The sequence below is a fragment of the Promicromonospora aerolata genome (assembly GCF_042682255.1).
In the GTDB taxonomy this organism is placed as follows: Bacteria; Actinomycetota; Actinomycetes; order Actinomycetales; family Cellulomonadaceae; genus Promicromonospora; species Promicromonospora aerolata.
Genome location: NZ_JBHUHF010000001.1, coordinates 3,040,784 through 3,061,363 on the forward strand (window position 1 = coordinate 3,040,784; position 20,580 = coordinate 3,061,363).

Below are 20,580 nucleotides of genomic sequence, written 5' to 3' on the forward strand. Positions count from 1 at the left end.
CGTGGTGTCCAGGTCCGCGCCCGGTGACCGGGCGCGGACCAGTGTCAGATCTCGTCGACGCTGGAGGCGGCGTTGGGCCGCCGCGAGAGGTCGATACCGAGCTCCTCAGCGGCGCGGTACACCTCGTCGTCGGACTCCTTCATCTCGATGGAGACACCGTCGCTCGAGAGCACCTCGACGTTCAGGCACAGCGACTGCATCTCCTTCAGGAGCACCTTGAAGGACTCAGGGATCCCCGAGTCGGGGATGTTCTCGCCCTTGACGATCGCCTCGTAGACCTTGACACGGCCCGGGACGTCGTCGGACTTGATGGTGAGGAGCTCCTGGAGCGTGTACGCGGCGCCGTACGCCTCGAGTGCCCAGACCTCCATCTCACCGAACCGCTGACCACCGAACTGCGCCTTACCACCCAGCGGCTGCTGCGTGATCATCGAGTACGGACCGGTCGAGCGCGCGTGGATCTTGTCGTCGACCAGGTGGTGCAGCTTCAGGATGTACATGTAGCCGGTGGAGACGGCCTCCGGGAACGGCTCGCCGGAGCGGCCGTCGAAGAGGTGCGCCTTGCCGTCCGGGTTGACCATCCGCTCGCCGTCACGGTTGGGCAGGGTCGCACCGAAAAGACCGCGGAGCGCGACCTCCTCCAGACCGTCGAAGACCGGCGTGGCCACAGGGCGGCCCGGCTCGCTCGTGTGCGCGACCTCGGGGACGCTCTCCAGCCACTCCCCGCCCTTGTCCTCCGCCAGCGAGACGTCCCAGCCCTGCTTGGCGATCCACCCGAGGTGGGTCTCCAGCACCTGGCCCACGTTCATGCGGCCCGGCACACCCAGCGGGTTCAGGATGACGTCGACCGGCGTGCCGTCCTCGAGGAACGGCATGTCCTCCTGCGGGAGGATCTTCGAGATGACGCCCTTGTTGCCGTGGCGGCCGGCCAGCTTGTCACCGACCGTGATCTTGCGGCGCTGCGCGATGTAGACGCGCACCAGCTGGTTCACGCCGGCGGGCAGCTCGTCGCCGTCCTCCCGGTTGAACTCGCGCACCGCGATGACCGTGCCCTGCTCGCCGTGGGGAACCTTGAGCGAGGTGTCGCGCACCTCGCGCGCCTTCTCGCCGAAGATCGCGCGCAGCAGGCGCTCCTCCGGGGTCAGCTCGGTCTCACCCTTGGGGGTGACCTTGCCGACCAGGATGTCGCCCGCGCCGACCTCGGCACCGATGCGGATCACGCCGCGCTCGTCGAGGTCCGCGAGGACCTCCTCGGAGACGTTCGGGATGTCCCGCGTGATCTCCTCGGGGCCCAGCTTGGTGTCGCGCGCGTCGACCTCGTGCTCCTCGATGTGGATCGAGGAGAGGACGTCGTCCTCCACGAGGCGCTGCGACAGGATGATCGCGTCCTCGTAGTTGTGGCCCTCCCACGACATGAACGCGACCAGCAGGTTGCGGCCGAGCGCGAGCTCGCCCTCGTCCGTGGCCGGGCCGTCCGCGAGCACGGAGCCGTTCTCGACCCGCGCACCCTCGTCGACCAGCACGCGCTGGTTGTAGCTGGTGCCCTGGTTCGAGCGCACGAACTTGTGCACGCGGTACGAACCCGTCGTGCCGTCGTCGTTCGCCACGAGCACCAGGTCGGCCGAGACCTCGGTGACCACACCGGGCTTGGTCGCCACGATGACGTCGCCGGCGTCGACCGCCGCACGGCGCTCCATGCCGGTACCGACCACGGGGGCCTCGGACCGGACCAGCGGCACGGCCTGGCGCTGCATGTTCGCACCCATGAGGGCGCGGTTCGCGTCGTCGTGCTCGAGGAACGGGATCAGGGCAGTCGCGACCGACACCATCTGGCGCGGCGAGATGTCCATGTAGTCGACCTCGGCACCCGGATGTCGTTGGTCTCGCCACCCTTGGTGCGGACGAGCACGCGGTCGAGGACGAACGTGCCGTCCGCGAGCAGCGGCGTGTTCGCCTGCGCGATGATGTAGCGATCCTCGTCATCGGCCGTCAGGTACTCGATGTTGTCGGTGACCTTGCCGTTCTCGACCTTGCGGTACGGCGTCTCGATGAAGCCGAACGGGTTGATGCGACCGAACGACGCGAGCGAACCGATCAGACCGATGTTCGGACCCTCAGGGGTCTCGATCGGGCACATGCGGCCGTAGTGCGACGGGTGGACGTCACGGACCTCCATGCCGGCGCGGTCACGGGACAGACCACCCGGGCCCAGCGCGTTCAGCCGGCGCTTGTGCGTCAGGCCGGCGAGCGGGTTGTTCTGGTCCATGAACTGCGACAGCTGCGAGGTGCCGAAGAACTCACGGATCGACGCGACGACCGGACGGATGTTGATCAGCGTCTGCGGCGTGATGGCCTCGACGTCCTGCGTGGTCATGCGCTCGCGAACGACGCGCTCCATGCGGGACAGACCCGTGCGCACCTGGTTCTGGATGAGCTCACCCACGGCGCGGATACGACGGTTGCCGAAGTGGTCGATGTCGTCGACCTCGACGCGCACCTCGACCTGCTGGCCGTTGCGCATGCCCGACAGGGCCTGCTTGTCGGCGTGCAGCGCCGCGAGGTACTTGATCGTAGCCACGACGTCGGTCAGCGACAGCGTGGACTCCGCCAGCTCCGCGTCGACACCGAGCTTCTTGTTCGCCTTGTACCGGCCGACCTTCGCGAGGTCGTACCGCTTCGGGTTGAAGTAGAAGTTCTCGAGCAGCGCGCGACCGGCCTCGACCGTCGGCGGCTCACCCGGGCGGATCTTGCGGTACAGGTCGACCAGGGCCTCGTCCTCGGTGTGGACGTGGTCCTTCTCGAGGGTGTCGAGCACCGACGGGAACTCGGCGAACTCCTCGCGGATCTCCGCCTCGCTCATGCCGAGAGCCTTGAGCAGCACGGTGACGGACTGCTTGCGCTTGCGGTCGACGCGGACGCCGACGGCGTCGCGCTTGTCGATCTCGAACTCCAGCCAGGCACCGCGCGACGGGATGATCTTCGCGGAGAAGACGTCCTTGTCGCTGGTCTTGTCCGGGGTGCGCTCGAAGTAGACGCCCGGGGAACGCACCAGCTGGGAGACGACGACGCGCTCGGTGCCGTTGATGATGAAGGTGCCACGAGCCGTCATGAGCGGGAAGTCACCCATGAAGACGGTCTGGCTCTTGATCTCGCCGGTGGTGTAGTTGACGAACTCCGCGGTGACGAACAGCGGGGCCGCGTAGGTGAAGTCCTTCTCCTTGCACTCGTCCGCCGTGTACTTCGGCGGCTCGAAGCGGTGGTTCGAGAAGGAGAGGGACATCGAGGAGCCGAAGTCCTCGATCGGGGAGATCTCCTCGAAGATCTCCTCGAGGCCCGAGGTTTCCGGGACATCATTACGGCCAGCCGCCTTGGCAGTTTCTACCCGGGCCTGCCAGGCTGGGTTACCAAGAAGCCAGTCGAAGCTCTCGGTCTGAAGCCCAAGCAGGTCGGGGACCTCGAGAGGCTCATAGATCTTTGCGAAAGAAACGCGACGGGAAGCGGTACGGTTCGCAATGGCTTCGGCGGACGGAGCTGAAGGGGTGCGCGAGGCAGCCAAGAGGGGTCCTTCCCTGCAGTTCGAGTGAACGCTGTACGCTCTGCGGTGCTGCAGGAAGCTCTGCCGGACTTCACCGGTCGCCGGAGGGCATCCCACAAGCGGGGATGCAACCAGGACTTTCGGGAAGCAGGGGGAGGCGTCGAGGGCACACGCGGGCGCAAAGCGCTAGCATACCTATCTCCCTTAAGTATGTCCAGTCGCCCTAGTCCCTGCACGTCGAGAACGCAATACTCTTCGGATCGTTGCGTATCCGCACTGGCGCAGCGCTGCGCTGACCTGGGGCAACACGAGAGGCCCGCACCCCGAGGGGTGCGAGCCTCTGCAGTCGGCAGACGGCGCCCGGGACGAGCCCGGGCCGCCGTCACCAGCCCGAAGGCGGTAGAGCCGTCAGATCACTTGAGGGTGACCGTGGCGCCGGCGCCCTCGAGAGCAGCCTTGGCCTTCTCGGCGGCGTCCTTGTCGGCAGCCTCGAGAACCGGCTTCGGTGCACCGTCGACCAGGTCCTTGGCCTCCTTGAGACCGAGGGACGTGAGCGCGCGCACCTCCTTGATGACCTGGATCTTCTTGTCACCGGCAGCCTCGAGGATGACGTCGAACTCCGTCTTCTCCTCAGCGGCCTCGGCGGGGGCGCCACCGGCGGGGCCGGCAACGGCCACGGCGGCCGGGGCCGCAGCGGTGACGTCGAACTTCTCCTCGAAGGCCTTGACGAACTCCGAGAGCTCGAGAAGGGTGAGCTCCTCGAAGGTGGACAGGAGCTCTTCGGTGCTGAGCTTCGCCATGTTGGCGTTCCTTTCGGTAATCGCTTCGCGGGCCGGTCAGCCCGCCAGAAGCAGGGGGTTTGTTGCTGTGCTGCCACCCGATCAGGCGGCAGCACCCTCCGATTCCTGCTTCTGACGCAGGGCATCGATGACGCGGGCGACCTGGGTCGGCTTGGCGTTGAAGGCGAAAGCAGCCTGGCTGATCTTCGCCTTCATGGCGCCGGCCGCCTTGGCCAGCAGAACCTCGCGGGACTCGAGGTCCGCGAGCTTCGTGATCTCTGCGGCCGTCATGGAGGCGCCGTCGAGCACGCCCCCCTTGATGACCAGAGCGGGGTTCGCCTTGGCGAAGTCACGCAGTCCCTTCGCAGCCTCGACCGGGTCACCGGTCACGAATGCGATGGCGGACGGGCCCTTGAGGTTGGCGTCGAGACCCTCGACACCGGCCTCCTTGGCCGCGATCTCCGTGAGCGTGTTCTTCACCACGGCGTAGGTTGCGTTGCCGCTGAGCGACCGACGCAGCTCCTTGAGCTGCGCAACGGTGAGCCCGCGGTACTCGGTCAGCACAGCTGCGCTGGAGTCACGGAACTTGTCCGCGAGCTCCGCGACAGCGGCTGCCTTCTCCGGCGTCGCCATGGCAGTCCTTCCGGTGGTGGTACCACCGTTCCCTGAGGCGTACGCCCCGGGCGGGCCCCGGAAAATGAGAAAGAGCCCCGGCGCAGGCGCACGGAGCTCTTCATGTGCGGCAGAGCCGCACCGGAGTTTCGTCACCTACGCAGGCCCCCGCTCTCAGCGGGACTTCGGTCTTCTGCTGCTCTACGAGAGGGCAGCGTCCAACAACCGGCGGTCTTGGGTTACCTGAGTAGATTACACGATCCCCGGGATGGTGCCGTACCGACGAGCGGTGGCACCCGCCACACCCCGCCGAACGTAGGCTCCGTCGCCCTGACCAGCCGAACGTAGGGTCGGTCGCTCCGACGCAGCCGAACGTAGGGTCGGTCGCCTCAACAGCGCCCTTGCGGCGACTGGTCCTACGTTCGACGGAGCCTACGCGGGCGACGCGGGCCAGCGGGGCGCTGTCAGCGGGGCAGGCCCTCAAGGGAGCCGAAGCACACCAGCGGTGCCGGCTCGGGCTCGTCCGCGAGCGCCGCCGCCAGCGCCGCCTCCGGGTCGTCGGTGGCGCGCAGGTGGGCGTGGAACCGTGGCATCACGCGCGCGGCGACGGCGTCGGACAGCGGGGCGACGGCCGCGACGACCGCGCGGGCGCCGAGGCGCAGGAGGACCGCAGTCAGGCCCAGGACCTCGCCGCCGACCACCTGGGAGGAGCCGCCGACCTCGCATGCCGACAGGATCACGACCGATCCCGGCAGCCGGCTGCCGTCGAGCTCGTGCGCGAACAGCGGTCCGTCGGCCAGGTCGACGGAGGCGAAGAGGGGGTTGTCGGCGTCGTGCCGGCCATGGGTCGCGAGGTGCACGATGTCGTGCGTCGCGAGCGCCTCGCGCACCGCCGTCGTGGTGGCGGCCGCACCGGTGAGGACCGTGGCGCCGGGCCACATCTTGCCGACCGCCCGCACCTCGCTGGCGCCGAGGGTCACCCCTGGGCCGTGGGCAGCGAGAAGCCGGTGCCCCTCCCCCGGCCTCGGGTATGCGCGTCCGCGCGCCACGTACGAACGCATGGTGGTGCGCTTGCCCTGCCGGGACGGCAGCGCGGTCCACGGCACGCCGACCAGCGGCTCCCTGCCCACGACGTACAGGGGACCCTCTGCCTCCAGGGGCAGGGCGAGCAGCCGGTCGAGCGCATGGAGGTTGCGGGTCAGCGAGCGGCGGGCGACGTCGCGCAGTGCCGGGGGTACGAGATCGTTGGCGCACACCCCGAGGTCGGCCCGGGCGCGCAGCACCCGCTCGGCGACGTCGGCCCCCGGGCCAAGGTCCACCAGGCGGGTGCCGTGCGCGTCCAGGCGCACACAGCGCAGGACGCCGTCGAGCACCAGGAAGTTGGCGACCACCGCACCGTCGTCGCGGCCGGACAGCAGGTCGCGGACGTCCGCCACGGTGGCGGGGCGCTCTTCGATGGCGGCGTCGTCGTCGCCCGTGCGGTGCCAGGCCTGTTCGCGGGCGGCCGCCAGGAGCCTGCCGGAGCGGTCGAACAGGTAGGCGCGCTCGGGCGCGGCCTCCTGGCTCGTGAGCATGCGTGCCCGGACGACGAGCCCCCGGGCCTCGGTGACGAGCGCGCGCACGGCGGGATCGTCGGGCGCGGCGGCTCCGCCCACCCCCGCGAAGGTGGCCCTCCCCCGTTCGAGGGCCTCGAACAGCGCGTCGGGCCGTCCGGTGCGTGCGGCGGCCTCGACGTCGGTGCGTTGCAGGTCGACGCCGTGGACGGCGGCGGCGGTCACGGACTCCACCGAGCCGAGACCGACGCGATGGTCGGCGAGCAGCCCGAGACCCTGGCGCACGGCGGCGATGCCCGTGTCCCGGTCCCCTGAGGCGAAGGCGATGTGCGCGAGCACCGACTGTCGCTGGATCCGGGTGCTCAAGGGCGCGTCGGCCATGCCGTCCGGCAGGTCGTCGAGCACGGCGCGGGCCGCAGCGACGTCGTCGGCCAGGAGGTACCACTGCGCGGCGACGAACCGGGCAGTCAGACCTGGGTGCTGACCGAGGAGAGGGTCCACCTCGTCGCCGGCCTGCACCGCTTCGAGGGCCTGCTCGGCGCGGTGGCGGGCATCGTGCGGCACGGGCGCCTCGCCACGTCGGACCGGCAGGAGGATGGCCTCCAGCTCCGCGACGTGCGCAACCGCTGCCCGCTGCGGGTGGCCGACGCCGGCGTAGTACCGCCGGGCGAAGGCTGCGCCGGTGCGGGCCTCGTCCCACCGGTGCAGCGCCATGAGGCAGCGCGCGCGGAAGTACTCGGCATCGGCTCGGTACTGGGCCCGGCCGGGAACGACCATGCGTGAGATCGCCTGGGTCAGGACGCGCTCGGCATCCTCGAGCAGGCCGGCCTCGTAGAGCACGGCGCCGCGGCCGATGTCGAGCACGCCGTCGGACCGCTCGGGGTCGACGGCGCGGGCGGCGCCCATGGCCTGCAACGCGCCGGGGATGTCGCCGAGCGCGTACCGCACGAAGCCGGTGTTCTGGAGCGCGAGAGCCGCCACGCCGGTGAGGTCGGCTCTGTTCGCCCGCTCGTGGCAGGCCTCGAAGTCGCGGAGCGCCGCATCCAGCCGGCCGAGCTCGATGGCCGTCGCGCCGCGGTTGAGCAGTGCTGCTGCGAGATCCCGTTCGGGCAGCAGTGCGGGATCAGCGAGCACACGATCGAAAGCCGCCATGGCGTCGGTCTGTCGGCCTGCACGCTGGAGCAGGAGGCCGCGCGTCCCCTCGACGACGGCGGCGAGTCGCGACCTGGACGACGACGGCGCGGTCACCGCACGAGCGTCTGCGTCCTCGAGGAGCGCGAGCGGCTTGTCGAGCGCGTCCTCGACCGCCTGGACGGCGACCGCCTCTCCCGCCAGGGAACGCACCATGCCCTCGGCCCACCGCTCGTGGTCCGCGGCGCCGAGACTTCCCGGGTCGATCATCCGGAGCCGGTCGAGCACGTCCCGGAACCGGGGCAGCGCGTCGCCGGGCCGCGACCGGGAGTTGAGCTCCCGCGCGACCAGCAGCTCGGCCTCAAGTTCCGGCCACATCTCGCCCCCGATTGCCCTTTTCCACGCCCTCGCAAGCGTCAGGCCGCACACGCTAGCGGGGTGCGGTGGGCCCTGTCACCGGCCTGTACGACGCCGCAGGTCAGGGGCTCGCGCCGGGTGAAGATGACTGACCGGACGGCGATTCGTCCCTCCGGCCGTCAGCCGACGGCGAGTCCCTCGACCGAGCTGAAACAGACCAGCGGAACCGGTTCGGCCACATCCTTGAGGGCCGCCGCGAGCGCCGCCTCCGGATCGTCGGACTCACGCAGGTGGGCGTGCAGACGGGGCATGACGCGCGCAGCGAGCTCGTCCGAGAGCTTGGCGACCGAGGCGATGACGGCGCGGGCGCCCAGGCGCAGGAGTACCGATGTCAGGCCGAGGACCTCACCGCCGAGCACCTGGGTGGAACCACCGACCTCGCAGGACGACAGGATGACCACCGACCCGGGCAGCGGTGTCCCGTCGAGTTCGTGGGCGAACAAGGGACCGTCCGCGAGATCGATGCTCGCGAAGAGGGGGTTGTCGGCGTCGTGCTGGCCGTGGGTGGCTAGATGGACGACGTCATGGGTGGCTAGGGCCGTGCGGACGTGTTCGGTGACGGCGTGCTCGCCCGTCAGGACGGTTGCACCTGCCCACTGGCGTCCGACGGCGTGGACCTCTTCGGTGCCGTGCTTCACGCCGGGGCCTGCGGCGGCGAGGAGCCGGCGCTTGCCGCTCGGGCGGGCGTGGGTGCGGCCGCGGGCTACGTACGAGTTGACGGCGGTGCGCAGGCCGCTGCGGGAGGGCAGGGCAGTCCAGGGGACGCGAAGCAAGGGCTCGCGGGCGACGACATAGAGGTCACCGGCGGCGCGGAGCGGGGTGAGCAGGATGTCGTCGAGGACCTTGAGGTTGCGCTCCAGCGACGCATGGGCGGCGGCGCGGAGAGGCGCTGGGATCAGGTCGTTGGCGGCCATGGTGAAGTCGGCGCTGAGACGACGAATCCGTTCGGTGACGTCCTCCGCCGCCCCGAGACTAACCGTGGTTGCCCCTCGGGCATCGACCCGGACGCAGTACAAAGCTCCGCTGATCACCAGGAAGTTCGCGACGACCGCAGTGTCGACGCCTCGCTCACTGAGGACACGCCGCAGTTCCCCTGCCGAAACCGGTCGCTGAACAGCACCCGCATTCCCCACATGCCGCCAAGACCTTTCTCGCACCTCGTCCTGGATACGGCGCGCACGGCGCGTGAGCTTCTCCCGCTCCTTCGAACCGGTCGCGCCGACATCGCGGGCCCTTGCTAGCAGACCGCGCGCCTCGGTAAGGAGTGCGGCTGCGTCAGGATCATCTGGCGGAGTAACGCGGCCAGTTCCGGCGAATGTGGCACGACCACGCTCCAAGGCATCAAATAGTGCAGTCGAGCGCCCTGTACGCACAGCTGCCTCGACATCGACACGGTTCAGGCCGACACCATGCGCGGCTGCGGCCGTGACCGACTCGACAGAGCCCAGCCGGCTGCGGTGGTCGGCGAGCAGCCCCAAGCCGGACCGCACTGCTCGGAGCCCTCTAGCACGGTCGCCCGTTGCGAACGCCAGCTCTGCTTGCGCGGTGTAGTGCTGGATTCGCATGGTCAGTGGTGCGCTTGTCAACGTACGAGGAACCTGAGCGAGTACCTCGCGGGCAGCATCCAGGTCGCCTGCGAGGATCAGCCAGCGTGCAGCGACGAACCGCGCGGCATGTCCCGGGTGATACCCGAGCATCGGTCCTGCCGCGTCCCCAGCTTCGGCGGCATTCATCGATTGCTGTGCCCGCCGCCGCGCCAATGCTGGTGTCGGGCCGCTCGACGACCGGGCAGCCTCAGTGAGCGACGCTTCGAGTTCAAGGACTCCCGCCAATGCGGCCATCGGGCGCTGACCACCACGCTCGAATCGACGGCGTGCTTGGGCAGCCTGCAGTCGGGCCTCGTCGAAGCGATGAAGACCCATCAGCGCACGAGCACGAAACCACTCCGCTTCGGCATGGTCGTTTCTGAGCGCAGCTCGCGCCAGTCGTTCGGCGGCCGTGGACAGCAACTGCTCGGCGTCATCCAGGAGCCCGCTTTCGAAGAGCACTTCCGCCCGGCCCAGCTCCGGAATACCGTCATCCCAATCCGGAGCCGCGGCCACAGCTTGTTCCATCGACTCCAATGCACCGGGCAGGTTGCCCAGGGTGTACCTCGCGTAGCCGAGTCCTTGCAGCGCCCAGGAAACGACACGCGGGTTTCCAAGTGCCACTGCCTGGTCGTAAGCAGTCTCGTAGTCAGTCAGCGCCTCGTGGAAGTTCCCGAGCTCGCTGTGCACACTCCCTCGGTTGAGGTACACCGTCACTAGGTCCCGACGATCGGTCAGCCCTGGCGACTGCAGCGCCGACGTAAGGTTCGCGAGCGCTCTGCCTGACTGGCCAGAACGCGAGCAAAGCACACCGCGCTGGCCGTCCACCAACTTGAGTACCGCTACGTCACTGGCCTCGCGCGCGAACCGCGCCGCCTCGTCACAGAGCTCCAACGCTTCCTCAAGCGACCCAGTGAGCGCATGCACTGGGTTCGACAGCCCTACATAAGTACGCACCATGAGTTCGATCCACAGTGCCCTGCCGTCCGGACCTTCTTTGTCAGGGTCCAGATTGAGGAGGTCATTGAGGAGGCTTTCTAGCTCCTTCTGCGACGACAACCACTGAGCCCGTGCATTGAAATCACGGGCGACGTCCAACCGCTCATAAAGCTGCTCCCAGCCTCTTCGCGAGACGCGCGTCGTCACAGTCACCTCATCGTCATCAGCCAGGTATCGGCAGGCCCGTCGTATCCCTTACAGCGCTCCATGCCGCTGCGACGCGGCCATCAATCGGCCCGGGAATCCTCTCACCCATCAGCGACCTTGCGAGCTCTCCCGCAAGTACAGGTGCCGCGAACGACGTTCCACTCCAGGTAGCAAACCCACCTGTGTAGTCGTCGGGGTCCACTGACTCACGACCGCCATCACCGATTTCCTGTGGCAGCAGTGCTCCATCGGCGGTCGTCGGCATCGTGCTCAGCACGTTTGTACCAGGGCGCAGGCAGGTGACCCAGGGCCCGTCGTTCGCGAAGTCCGCAAGCGTACCGTTCGGATTGGCCGCTGTGACAACAAGGAGTGGCGTGTAGTCCGCACGCAGATCGCCATGGTCCAACGGCTCCGCTCGGTTGCCGACCCTGTGGACGTGCGGAGCCCATCCGGCCGGGAACACCGGCTGTTCACGGCCGTCATTGCCGGCTGACGCAACGACCAGGACACCCTGACGACGGAGATCGCGCAGGATTCCGCGAAGCACCCCCTCGTAGTCGTCATCCTCGAGGAGTTCTGGCTGAAAGCCAAGCGCCAGCACCACCACGTCGACCGGGGCATAACCCTCCATGCCGTCGACGCCTCGCAGGTGGTACTCGAGTAGGCGTTCCAACGAACGCGCGAGATCCCACTCGCGAACGCTGCCATCCGTCGACATAACTCGCACCGGGAGAATTGCAGCGTCAGGGCAGACCTGGTGCACCACACCCGCAATGAACGTACCGTGCCCGAAGTATGGTGCGAGTTCCGTCTGCGGCTCGTGCCCGGTCACCGGCTCATCTTCCGTGTACGTGCCGATCGGGCGACCATCGACCTCCGCATCCCGGATGACCACAGGTGATCCATCGAACCACGGGTGCGCACCGATACCTGAGTCCACGACAGCAACAACCGGACGTAGCGCGCCGTCAGCTGACAGCCACGGCGCAGGGCCAGCCCCGAGCTCACGGCGCGGCGCTGGGCCCACGTGATGAGACGGTTCTCGGTCGCTGAGCACTGCAAGACCTGGCTTCGGACGGTGGCCCATCAGCACGTGGTCCAGCCCGACCCGCTTGCGAGCCTCGTCTCCGGCGCGATCCGCAACTTCGTCAAGGAGGTCCCAGACATCGGCAGCATCCCCGTCAGGCTGAGTCAGGTGCAGCACGACCCCACGCCGAGGCACCTCACGGCGCATGGGGGCTAGCTCCAGTTCTTCCTCGACCAGGACGAGCCCGCGGGCGGCTGACTGTTCGCGGATCAATGCCAGCGTCTCGTCGTCCTCCCCCGGAAGGCCACGCACGATCAGCCGGTCAGCGACGTACCGCGTAGGAGCCAGCCGGACATCGCGTCGACACGGTGCCTCTGCCGGGTCTAGCTCCCGGACCGGCCGCCATCCTCCGGCATGGTCACGGACGCGCAACTCGGACTCGGGCATGGGCTCACTCACAGCAGTACCTCTCCATCGATAGGCGCACTCGGCTGCCCCCGCCGCGCCCCCTCGGCCAGGTCAGAGATCCAACAGGTCAGAAGTTCAGAGTTCGATCACCGGCGTGCTCACAGCGCCGCCACCGCCGTCGGTCCGGCGCACCACCAGGCTTGCTCGCCCGCGCTCGACGGAGTCGAACGAGAACCGGCCGTCCTCGTCGGAGGCGACGGTGATGACGTCGACTCCCGGTCGGTGCAGCTCCACGTCGAGCCCGGCCGCGGGTGCGGCCCAGCCGTCGATCCGTACCCGGCCACCGGCGGACGGGGACAGGCTGATCATCACGGTCAGCGAGTCGTGCGTGAAGGTGATGGTCTTCGCCTCGGCGGGGGCGGTGTCGTCGGCACGTGCTGCCGCCGCAGCCCCGCGCACGCCCGCGAGGGGCACGTCGAGGTAGACCGCCTCCATCAGGTCGGCCTCCAGGCCGGCCAGCGTGATCGCGAAGAGCGAGCGCTCCACGAGGTCGCTCGGCACCGGGTCAACCGCCTCGACAAGATGGGCAAGACGGGTCAGCACTGCCCCGTCGTCGGCGTCGAGCCGGCCCTTCGGGTCGAACGAGAGGTCCCCCACGGCACCTTCGTCCTTGTTCGGTTCCGGCGTCAGGCCCACGAGAAGTCCCCCTGCTCGTCGAGGATGGTCCGCAGCTTTGCCAAGCAGCGCCCACGAGTCGAGCCGATGGAACCCATCGGCATTCCGATCGCCGCCGAGATGTACCGGTAGTCCGGCCGGTCGGCGAGCGAAACCAGACGCAGCAGCTCTTGGCAGCGTCCGGGAAGTTTCTGGAGCGACATCCACAGGATGCGATCGCGCTCGTCGCGCAGCACCTCGGCGTCCGGCAGCGGGTCCTTCGAGGGGAGGGCCGTCGGGTGCTCCGGGCTGTCGTCCGGGAGCTCGGTGCGGCGCTTCTCGTCGTCCCGGTGCTTGCGCACGGCCTCCCAGGCAGCGCGCTTCGCCGTGACGAGGAGCCACTTCAGCACGGCCTTGGGTTCGGCGATCGAATCGGCGTGCCGCACGAGGGCGACCCACGTGCTCTGCACCACGTCCTCCGCGGCGTCGGGCTCGACGCCCTGCGCGCGGACCGTGTGCCACAGCAGCGGCGTCGCCTCGCGGACCAGTTCGCCGAGTGCCTGGTGGTTACCCTCGCGGTACTCGGTCAGGGCGATCGCAGCGCGATCGCCGAGCGTGAGCCCGGACCCGTCGACGTCGGGCAGGGCCTCCCTTGATCCTGTCATTGCACCACGGGATTCTCTGCTGGCGGATGTTGCCCTGTCCGATACCGGACGGGGACCACTTGGACCAGCCGAGTCTACGGCCGAGACTGCGGATCCGGGGAGGTAGAAGACTGTGCCCATCAGGCACTCCCCCCTCCTCGATGCACGTCGGCACGGTGCCGCTCATCAGACAAGAGGGGCTACTGCCCGGTTCGATACATAGTGTTGAGAAGAAACAAGAAGGCCCGCATCCGTGAGGGATGCGGGCCTTCTCGCGCTCAGGAGCGCTCGGTTCAGGCCGAGACGTCTTCCAGGAGCTTGGTCGTCTTGCTCTGGTCCAGCGGGATGCCGGGGCCCATCGTCGTGGTCATGGTCGCCTTGCTGATGTAGCGACCCTTCGAGGACGACGGCTTGAGGCGCAGGACCTCGTCGAGCGCGGCCGCGTAGTTCTCCAGCAGCTGGGTCTCCGAGAAGGAGGCCTTGCCGATGATGAAGTGCAGGTTCGCGTGCTTGTCGACGCGGAACTCGATCTTGCCGCCCTTGATGTCGGTGACGGCCTTGGCCACGTCCATCGTCACGGTGCCGGTCTTGGGGTTCGGCATGAGGCCGCGGGGGCCCAGGACCTTACCGAGACGACCGACCTTGCCCATGAGGTCGGGCGTGGCGACAGCCGAGTCGAAGTCGGTGTAGCCGGCGGCCACCTTCTCGATGAGCTCGTCGCCACCGACCTCGTCGGCACCGGCCGCGCGGGCCTCCTCCGCCTTGGCGGCGTTGGCGAACACGATGACCTTGGCGGTCTTACCCGTGCCGTTCGGCAGGTTGACCGTGCCACGGACCATCTGGTCCGCCTTGCGCGGGTCGACGCTCAGCCGGAACGCGACCTCGACGGTCGCGTCGTACTTGACGGTGGCGGTCTCCTTGGCGAGACGGATCGCGTCGAGCGGTGCGTACACCGAGTCGGTGTCGATCTTCTCTGCGGCGGCGAGGTACGCCTTGCTGCGCTTTGCCATGTTTCTCTCCTTGTGGTCGTAGCGGGCCCTGTGGCCCTGCCACTGCGGTGACCGACGACGTCCGCCGGTCACCTCGTGCGGTCCGAGGCCGAAGCCTCGGATGGAATCACTCCGAGACGGTGATGCCCATCGAACGGGCGGTGCCCGCGATGATCAGCGAAGCGGCCTCGAGGTCGTTCGCGTTGAGGTCCGGCATCTTGGTCGTCGCGATCTCGCGGACCTGGTCCTTAGTGATCGAGGCGACCTTGACCGTGTGCGGCGTGGGCGAACCCTTCGGCACACCGGCGGCCTTCTTGATCAGCTCGGCGGCCGGCGGGGTCTTGGTGATGAAGGTGAACGAGCGGTCCTCGTACACCGTGATCTCGACCGGGATGACGTTGCCGCGCTGCGACTCGGTCGCCGCGTTGTACGCCTTGCAGAACTCCATGATGTTCACGCCGTGCTGACCCAGTGCGGGGCCGATCGGCGGAGCCGGCGTCGCGGCGCCGGCCTGGATCTGCAGCTTGATGAGGCCGGAGACCTTCTTCTTCGGGGGCATGCTTGTCTACCTTCTGTTCGGTTGGGCCGACGCCGTGGGCGATGACCCGGTTGCAATGCCGGGGAACGGGCTCAGATCTTGGCGACCTGGTTGAACCCCAGCTCGACCGGGGTCTCCCGGCCGAAGATGGAAACGAGGACCTTGAGCTTCTGGGCCTCGACGTTGATCTCGGAGATCGAGGCGGGCAGCGTGTCGAACGGACCGTCGGTCACGGTCACCGACTCGCCGACCTCGAAGTCCACGTGGACCGGGGCCTTGCCACCGGTCGACGCGCCGCCCGCGGCGGCCGGCTGACCGGCCTGCGACGGCTGCGGCAGCATCGACGGGGCGAGCATCGAGTAGATCTCGTCGAAGCTCAGCGGCACCGGCTGGTGCGTGTGCCCGACGAAGCCCGTGACGCCCGGCGTGTGCCGCACGGCGCCCCACGACTCGTCGGTCAGCTCCATGCGCACGAGGACGTAACCCGGGATGCGGACCCGGCTCACGATCTTCTTCTGCGCGTTCTTGATCTCGGCAACCTCTTCCATCGGCACCTCGACCTGGAAGATGTAGTCCTCCATGTTGAGGCTCTGGATGCGGTTCTCGAGGTTGGTCTTCACGCGCTTCTCGTAGCCCGCGTACGAGTGGATGACGTACCAGTCGCCCAGCTGGGAGCGGAGGGTGCGCTTGAACTCCTCGACCTCGTCCACGATGACGTCGCCGTCGGCGTCGACGGTGCGCTCCTCGTCGGCGTCGGCCTCGGTGTCATCCGTGGTCTCGGCCTCGGTGTCGGCCGGAGTCTCTACGTCCGCAGGCACGTCAGCGTTCTCGGCGTCCAGGGGCGCGTCGACGGCCGCATCGGAGTCGTCGGACGGCGAGACGTTCTCCGTCTGGTCCAGAGAGTCCTGGGACACGAAACGAACCTGCTTTCTCTTCGTGCGCCGGGCTGCGCCCGGCACGGGTGTGCGTACCTCTACGAGCTGTGTTCGCCCATTGTCGCGCGAAAATGCCGCGAAGGAACAATCAGCAACAGGCGAGAACGATCACAGCGAAGTACTGCGCAGCGTGCCCCATCTGCTTGTCCGGCGCACCCGGACCGGCGCCGACCTGCGGTCGGGGCCGTCTAGGGCTGCGTCAACGTGTCGTCGCGGAAGCGCCGAATCAGCCGAAGACCCAGCCGGCGAGCATGCCGAACCCGTAGTCCAGCACCACCACGAAGATCATGACGACGATCAGGAAGACCAGCACCACGCTCGTGTACGTCATGAGCTCGGAACGCGTCGGTGCGACGACCTTCTTGAGCTCGGCCACCACTTGGCGCACGAAGAGCGCGATTCGGGCGAAGATGTTGCCGCCGCCCCTGCTCGGACGCTCCGCGGCGCTCTGGATCACCTCGGTGTCGCTCACTGCTACCCCACTCCTGTGGCCCGGCGCGCCGGGCGGCGCGGACTGCCTTGCCAGGTCCACATCACGTGGGCCCGCTGCGCGCGGCCCCGCTGGGGTTCACGCTGGCAGGGTAGACAGGACTCGAACCTGCAACCTGCGGTTTTGGAGACCGCTGCGCTACCAATTGCGCCACTACCCTTTGTGTTCGATGCCGTTGCCACCCGTTGTGCCGCACCCTGAAGAGGCACGCCACATCACGTGAGCATCAATCACCGAGGCACAACTGTACGGTACCCACGGCCGTAGGTCGAACTCGTCCCGGACGGCCCGCGACGGGTCTCGGCCGGCTCGGCCGCCCGGCGCCGGAACGCGTGTCCACCGAACGGTGGACAGCAGATGCAGCCGAACGGGCGTCCCGCCGGAGGTGCTGACCGGAGCATGCTCGACGGCATGCAGACATCCGACCCACTGGCCGTGCAGGTACGCGGCCTCCGTAAGCGTTACGGCAGCGCACGCGCCGGTTTCAAGGACGCGGTCGCAGGCCTCGACCTCGACGTCTCCCGCGGCGAGATCGTGGCGGTGCTCGGCCCCAACGGGGCGGGCAAGACCACCACCGTCGAGGTCCTCGAGGGCTTCCGCGACCGGGACGACGGCGAGGTGCGGGTACTCGGCGAGGACCCACGACTGGCCGGCCGCGCCTGGCGGGCGCGGATCGGCGTCGTCATGCAGGACTCGCGGGACATGAACGAGCTCACCGTCCTGGAGAAGGTGCGGGCCACCGCCGCCTCGTACCCGGACCCGCGCGACCCGGCCGAGGTCATCGCCTCCGTCGGGCTCGCGGAGAAGGCCCGGGCACGGACCCGCGGGCTGTCCGGCGGGCAGCGGCGCCGGCTCGACGTGGCGCTCGGCATCGTCGGCAGGCCGGAGCTGCTGTTCCTGGACGAGCCCACCACCGGGTTCGACCCGCAGGCCCGCCGGTCCTTCTGGGACCTCGTCACGAGCCTGCGGGACGACGGCACCACCATCCTGCTCACCACCCACTACCTCGACGAGGCAGCCCAGCTGGCCGACCGGGTCGTCGTCGTGCGCGACGGTGTCGTGGTCGCCACCGGCACGCCCGAGACGCTGGGCGGGCCCGAGGCCCGCACGCCCGTGGTCGCCTGGGACGACGGCGGCGTACGGCGCACCGAACGGACGGACCGGCCCACGGCTATCGTGGCCCGGCTCATCGCGACGGCCGGGCCCGACGGCGAGGTGCCCGGCCTGTCGATCACTCGCCCGACCCTCGAGGACGTCTACCTGTCCCTGATCGGTGAGCACCCGGCGGACCACACGCCGACCGCCGAGGCCCGGACCGACGACGACAGCGTGGAGGTGGCGTGATGAGCGCGACGACGACCCCGGCGGCCCGGGCCGCCTCGACCGAACCCGCGGCACGGCGACTGCCCGGCGTGCTCCGCCAGGGGCTGGTACGCGGCGGCGTCGAGCTGCTCCAGTTCGTCCGCGAGCGCGACTCCGTGATCTTCGGGTTTGCCTACCCGATTCTCATGCTCGCGATCTTCGCGACGGTCTTCGGCGACGACGAGCCCATTGGCGCGAACGGTGTGACGGTCAGCTTCGCGCAGTACTTCCTGCCCGGCATGGTGGCGACCGGCATCATGCTGTCCACCTACCAGACGCTGGCCATCTCGATCGCCGTCGAGCGGGACGACGGCACCCTCAAGCGCCTCCGTGCCACGCCGCTGCCCGCGACGTCGTACTTCCTGGGCAAGGTGTTCTTGTCGCTGGTCACCGTTCTGCTACAGACAGCGCTGCTGCTGGCGGTCGCCGCACTCGTCTTCGACGTCTCCCTGCCCGACGATGCCGGACGCTGGGCCACGTTCGCCTGGGTGTTCGTGCTCGGCACGGCTGCCGGGGCCGTGTGCGGCGTCGCGTACTCGTCGGTGCCGAGCTCCGGCCGGTCCGCGAGCGCCGTCGTGGTCACGCCGGTCCTGGTGCTGCAGTTCACGTCCGGGGTCTTCTTCCCGGTGAGCCAGCTGCCGGGCTGGATGCTGGACCTGTCGTCGATCTTCCCGCTCAAGTGGATCGCGCAAGGCATGCGTTCGGTGTTCCTGCCGGACGCCTTCGCGGCCGCCGAGCCGTCCGGGGCCTGGCAGCACGGCACCACGGCTGCTGTACTGGCGGCATGGCTGGTCGTCGCACTCGTGGTCGGCGCTCGCACGTTCCGGTGGCGTCGGCACGATGACGGCTGACCAGAACGCGGCGGACGAGGGCGGCACGAGCCGCGACTACGACCTGGAGCGCCTCTACGCCGGGTGGGACCAGCAGGTGCGGTGGTGGGATGCCGCGTTCGGCGTGATCATCGCGCTGACCGCCGTCGCGCTGGCGCTGGCGGGCACGCGGGGCACGCAGCTCGCCGTCGCCTACGCGGCGATGGCCGCGATCGTCGTGGCCTATCTGCTGTGGGGCGCGCGGGCGGCCCGCACGCGAGACCAGCGGTTGGCCGTGCTGTACCTCGCGGTGGTGGTCGTCGGCACCGGCGTGACCGTGTCCCAGGGCGGGGTGGCGTCGCTCCTGCTGTTCATCGCGTTCGCGCAGGTGTGGATGCTGCTGGAGTCGATCCGGCACGGCATCGTCGGCTGTGTCGCACTCGCGGTCTCGGTGTCGGTCGGTATCGCGTCGCAATACGACTTCGACCTCGCGATCATGGGCGAGGTGGTGCCGCAGATGCTGGTCACCCTGGTGTTCGCGATCGGGCTCGGGCTCTGGTTCCACGTGGCGATGCGGCGTGCGGAGGAGCACGTCCGACTGCTCGGCAAGCTGCACGCGGCGCAGGCCCAGCTGGCCCTGACCAACCACGAGGCCGGCGTCCGCGCGGAGCGCGAGCGGCTCGCGCGCGAGATCCACGACACGCTCGCCCAGGGGTTCACGAGCGTGGTCATGCAGGCGCAGGCCGCGACCGCGGCCCTCGACGTCGGAAACGAGGACGCCGCGCGCGAACGGCTGCACGTCGTCGAGGACACCGCCCGGGACAACCTCGCCGAGGCCCGCGCCCTGGTGGCGGCGTTCGCGCCGGTCGCGCTGCAGGACGCCTCGCTCCCCCAGGCGCTGGGCCGGCTCGGCAGCCGGTTCGAGGAGGAGACCGGCCTGGCCGTGACGGTCGAGACCGACCGGGTCGGGGCGCTCTCGCCCACGGTCGAGGTGGTCCTGCTCCGGGCCGCCCAGGAGGCGTTCGCGAACGTGCGACGGCACGCGCACGCACGGTCCGTCGTCGTGCGGCTGGGGCAGGCCGAGGGAGAGGTGGCGCTCACGGTGTCCGACGACGGGCGCGGGATCGGCGCGGACGCCGCCGACGGTTTCGGGCTGGCGGGGATGCGGGATCGGGTACGGTCCGCGGGCGGCACACTGGCCGTCGGGTCCGGCGACGGCGGCGGCACCACGCTGTGCGCCCGGGTGCCGGTCGACGGACAGGTCGACGGGTCGCCGGCCGCCCCGGCCGAGGCCGACGCCACGGCCGGGGCCGGGGTTCGCGAGAGGGAACGGGGGACGGCTGGATGATCCGGGTACTGGTGGTGGACGACCATCCGGTGGTGCGGTCCGGACTGGTGGGCATGCTGACCGTGGAGGACGACCTCGAGGTCGTGGGTGAGGCTGCCGACGGGCGCGAGGCCGTGGCGCTGGCGACGTCGCTGCGGCCCGACGTGGTGCTCATGGACCTGCGTATGCCGGTGCTCGACGGCGTCGCGGCGACCGTCGGGATCGTGGGCACCGGGCCGCGCGTCGTCGTGCTGACGACGTACGACACGGACGCCGACATCCTGCGGGCCGTGGAGGCGGGAGCGACCGGCTACCTGCTGAAGGACACCCCGCGCGCGGAGCTCGTCGCCGGCGTCCGGGCCGCGGCCCGTGGCGAGACGGTGCTTGCCCCGAGCGTGGCGACCCGCCTGGTCAGCTCGGTGCGGACGGCGGCGGAGCGACCGTCCGCACGGGAGGCCGAGGTGCTCACGCTCGTGGCGCTCGGGCGGTCGAACGCCGAGGTCGGGCGGGAGCTCTCCATCACCGAGGCGACGGTCAAGACGCACCTCATCCGGGCGTTCGCCAAGCTCGGTGTCACCGACCGTACGGGCGCGGTGACCGTGGCCCGGGCGCGCGGCTGGATCACCTGAGCGGTTCTG

The 20,580-nt window shown here is 69.3% G+C and carries 17 protein-coding genes and 1 tRNA gene; 4 read left to right on the forward strand and 14 right to left on the reverse strand.

What is annotated here, in order from left to right; genetic code table 11:
• Positions 1 to 44 precede the first annotated feature (44 nt).
• The 14 genes from rpoB to ACFSL2_RS13705 all read right to left on the reverse strand — a co-directional run bounded on the left by rpoB (position 45) and on the right by ACFSL2_RS13705 (position 16,604).
• A complete protein-coding gene (gene rpoB / locus ACFSL2_RS13640) occupies positions 45 to 1,850 on the reverse strand; it encodes a DNA-directed RNA polymerase subunit beta (RefSeq protein ID WP_377198378.1) in 1,806 nt (601 codons plus the stop codon).
• A complete protein-coding gene (locus ACFSL2_RS13645) occupies positions 1,805 to 3,652 on the reverse strand; it encodes a hypothetical protein (RefSeq protein ID WP_377198379.1) in 1,848 nt (615 codons plus the stop codon). The genes rpoB and ACFSL2_RS13645 overlap by 46 nt, the downstream gene beginning before the upstream one ends.
• Before the next feature lie 296 nt (positions 3,653 to 3,948).
• Positions 3,949 to 4,335, reverse strand: coding sequence for a 50S ribosomal protein L7/L12 (gene rplL / locus ACFSL2_RS13650; protein ID WP_357465130.1), 387 nt, complete (start codon positions 4,333 to 4,335; stop codon positions 3,949 to 3,951).
• An 81-nt stretch (positions 4,336 to 4,416) separates the two neighbouring features.
• Positions 4,417 to 4,947: a 50S ribosomal protein L10 gene (gene rplJ, locus ACFSL2_RS13655; protein WP_377198380.1), complete on the reverse strand. Its 531-nt coding sequence runs from the start codon at positions 4,945 to 4,947 to the stop codon at positions 4,417 to 4,419.
• 443 nt (positions 4,948 to 5,390) lie between these two features.
• Complete coding sequence (locus ACFSL2_RS13660; RefSeq protein ID WP_377198381.1) at positions 5,391 to 7,988, reverse strand: CHAT domain-containing protein; 2,598 nt, start codon at positions 7,986 to 7,988, stop codon at positions 5,391 to 5,393.
• Between the two features lie 158 nt (positions 7,989 to 8,146).
• Positions 8,147 to 10,759 (reverse strand): CHAT domain-containing protein, encoded by a 2,613-nt coding sequence (locus ACFSL2_RS13665; protein ID WP_377198382.1) that lies wholly within the window; start codon positions 10,757 to 10,759, stop codon positions 8,147 to 8,149.
• A gap of 16 nt (positions 10,760 to 10,775) precedes the next feature.
• Entirely contained in the window at positions 10,776 to 12,233 is a 1,458-nt protein-coding gene (locus tag ACFSL2_RS13670) for a S8 family peptidase (protein WP_377198383.1), read from the reverse strand.
• A 96-nt stretch (positions 12,234 to 12,329) separates the two neighbouring features.
• Positions 12,330 to 12,890, reverse strand: coding sequence for a hypothetical protein (locus ACFSL2_RS13675; RefSeq protein WP_377198384.1), 561 nt, complete (start codon positions 12,888 to 12,890; stop codon positions 12,330 to 12,332).
• Positions 12,881 to 13,513, reverse strand: coding sequence for an RNA polymerase sigma factor (locus tag ACFSL2_RS13680; protein WP_377198385.1), 633 nt, complete (start codon positions 13,511 to 13,513; stop codon positions 12,881 to 12,883). Before ACFSL2_RS13680 ends, ACFSL2_RS13675 begins: the two co-directional genes overlap by 10 nt.
• Before the next feature lie 272 nt (positions 13,514 to 13,785).
• The gene (rplA, locus tag ACFSL2_RS13685; protein ID WP_377198386.1) at positions 13,786 to 14,502 is read right to left on the reverse strand and encodes a 50S ribosomal protein L1; all 717 of its coding nucleotides are present in this window, start codon (positions 14,500 to 14,502) and stop codon (positions 13,786 to 13,788) included.
• 106 nt (positions 14,503 to 14,608) lie between these two features.
• Positions 14,609 to 15,040: a 50S ribosomal protein L11 gene (gene rplK, locus ACFSL2_RS13690; protein WP_377198387.1), complete on the reverse strand. Its 432-nt coding sequence runs from the start codon at positions 15,038 to 15,040 to the stop codon at positions 14,609 to 14,611.
• Positions 15,041 to 15,111: 71 nt separating this feature from the next.
• Entirely contained in the window at positions 15,112 to 15,933 is an 822-nt protein-coding gene (gene nusG / locus ACFSL2_RS13695; protein ID WP_377198388.1) for a transcription termination/antitermination protein NusG, read from the reverse strand.
• 247 nt (positions 15,934 to 16,180) lie between these two features.
• The gene (gene secE / locus ACFSL2_RS13700) at positions 16,181 to 16,426 is read right to left on the reverse strand and encodes a preprotein translocase subunit SecE (RefSeq protein WP_377198389.1); all 246 of its coding nucleotides are present in this window, start codon (positions 16,424 to 16,426) and stop codon (positions 16,181 to 16,183) included.
• Between the two features lie 102 nt (positions 16,427 to 16,528).
• Positions 16,529 to 16,604: transfer RNA gene (locus ACFSL2_RS13705), tRNA-Trp, on the reverse strand.
• A gap of 251 nt (positions 16,605 to 16,855) precedes the next feature.
• Between ACFSL2_RS13705 and ACFSL2_RS13710 the strand changes: the two genes are divergently transcribed.
• The 4 genes from ACFSL2_RS13710 to ACFSL2_RS13725 are packed head-to-tail and all read left to right on the forward strand — an operon-like array spanning position 16,856 to position 20,571.
• Positions 16,856 to 17,788 carry an ABC transporter ATP-binding protein gene (locus ACFSL2_RS13710; protein ID WP_377198390.1) on the forward strand — a complete coding sequence of 311 codons (933 nt, stop codon included), beginning with the start codon at positions 16,856 to 16,858 and terminating at the stop codon, positions 17,786 to 17,788.
• Positions 17,788 to 18,657, forward strand: coding sequence for an ABC transporter permease (locus ACFSL2_RS13715; RefSeq protein ID WP_377198391.1), 870 nt, complete (start codon positions 17,788 to 17,790; stop codon positions 18,655 to 18,657). Before ACFSL2_RS13710 ends, ACFSL2_RS13715 begins: the two co-directional genes overlap by 1 nt.
• A complete protein-coding gene (locus tag ACFSL2_RS13720; RefSeq protein ID WP_377198392.1) occupies positions 18,647 to 19,963 on the forward strand; it encodes a sensor histidine kinase in 1,317 nt (438 codons plus the stop codon). Before ACFSL2_RS13715 ends, ACFSL2_RS13720 begins: the two co-directional genes overlap by 11 nt.
• Complete coding sequence (locus tag ACFSL2_RS13725; RefSeq protein WP_377198393.1) at positions 19,960 to 20,571, forward strand: response regulator; 612 nt, start codon at positions 19,960 to 19,962, stop codon at positions 20,569 to 20,571. Before ACFSL2_RS13720 ends, ACFSL2_RS13725 begins: the two co-directional genes overlap by 4 nt.
• The last annotated feature ends 9 nt before the right edge of the window (positions 20,572 to 20,580 follow it).

What these genes read in the sequence shown, in the direction of transcription:
- rplL (WP_357465130.1), bottom strand. Translation starts at nt 4,335, where the DNA reads ATGGCGAAGCTCAGCACCGAAGAGCTCCTGTCCACCTTCGAGGAGCTC.
- ACFSL2_RS13715 (WP_377198391.1), top strand. Translation starts at nt 17,788, where the DNA reads ATGAGCGCGACGACGACCCCGGCGGCCCGGGCCGCCTCGACCGAACCC.
- ACFSL2_RS13710 (WP_377198390.1), top strand. Translation starts at nt 16,856, where the DNA reads ATGCAGACATCCGACCCACTGGCCGTGCAGGTACGCGGCCTCCGTAAG.
- ACFSL2_RS13680 (WP_377198385.1), bottom strand. Translation starts at nt 13,513, where the DNA reads ATGACAGGATCAAGGGAGGCCCTGCCCGACGTCGACGGGTCCGGGCTC.
- rplK (WP_377198387.1), bottom strand. Translation starts at nt 15,040, where the DNA reads ATGCCCCCGAAGAAGAAGGTCTCCGGCCTCATCAAGCTGCAGATCCAG.
- ACFSL2_RS13660 (WP_377198381.1), bottom strand. Translation starts at nt 7,988, where the DNA reads ATGTGGCCGGAACTTGAGGCCGAGCTGCTGGTCGCGCGGGAGCTCAAC.
- ACFSL2_RS13720 (WP_377198392.1), top strand. Translation starts at nt 18,647, where the DNA reads ATGACGGCTGACCAGAACGCGGCGGACGAGGGCGGCACGAGCCGCGAC.
- rpoB (WP_377198378.1), bottom strand. Translation starts at nt 1,850, where the DNA reads ATGGACATCTCGCCGCGCCAGATGGTGTCGGTCGCGACTGCCCTGATC.
- rplA (WP_377198386.1), bottom strand. Translation starts at nt 14,502, where the DNA reads ATGGCAAAGCGCAGCAAGGCGTACCTCGCCGCCGCAGAGAAGATCGAC.
- ACFSL2_RS13725 (WP_377198393.1), top strand. Translation starts at nt 19,960, where the DNA reads ATGATCCGGGTACTGGTGGTGGACGACCATCCGGTGGTGCGGTCCGGA.
- rplJ (WP_377198380.1), bottom strand. Translation starts at nt 4,947, where the DNA reads ATGGCGACGCCGGAGAAGGCAGCCGCTGTCGCGGAGCTCGCGGACAAG.
- ACFSL2_RS13670 (WP_377198383.1), bottom strand. Translation starts at nt 12,233, where the DNA reads ATGCCCGAGTCCGAGTTGCGCGTCCGTGACCATGCCGGAGGATGGCGG.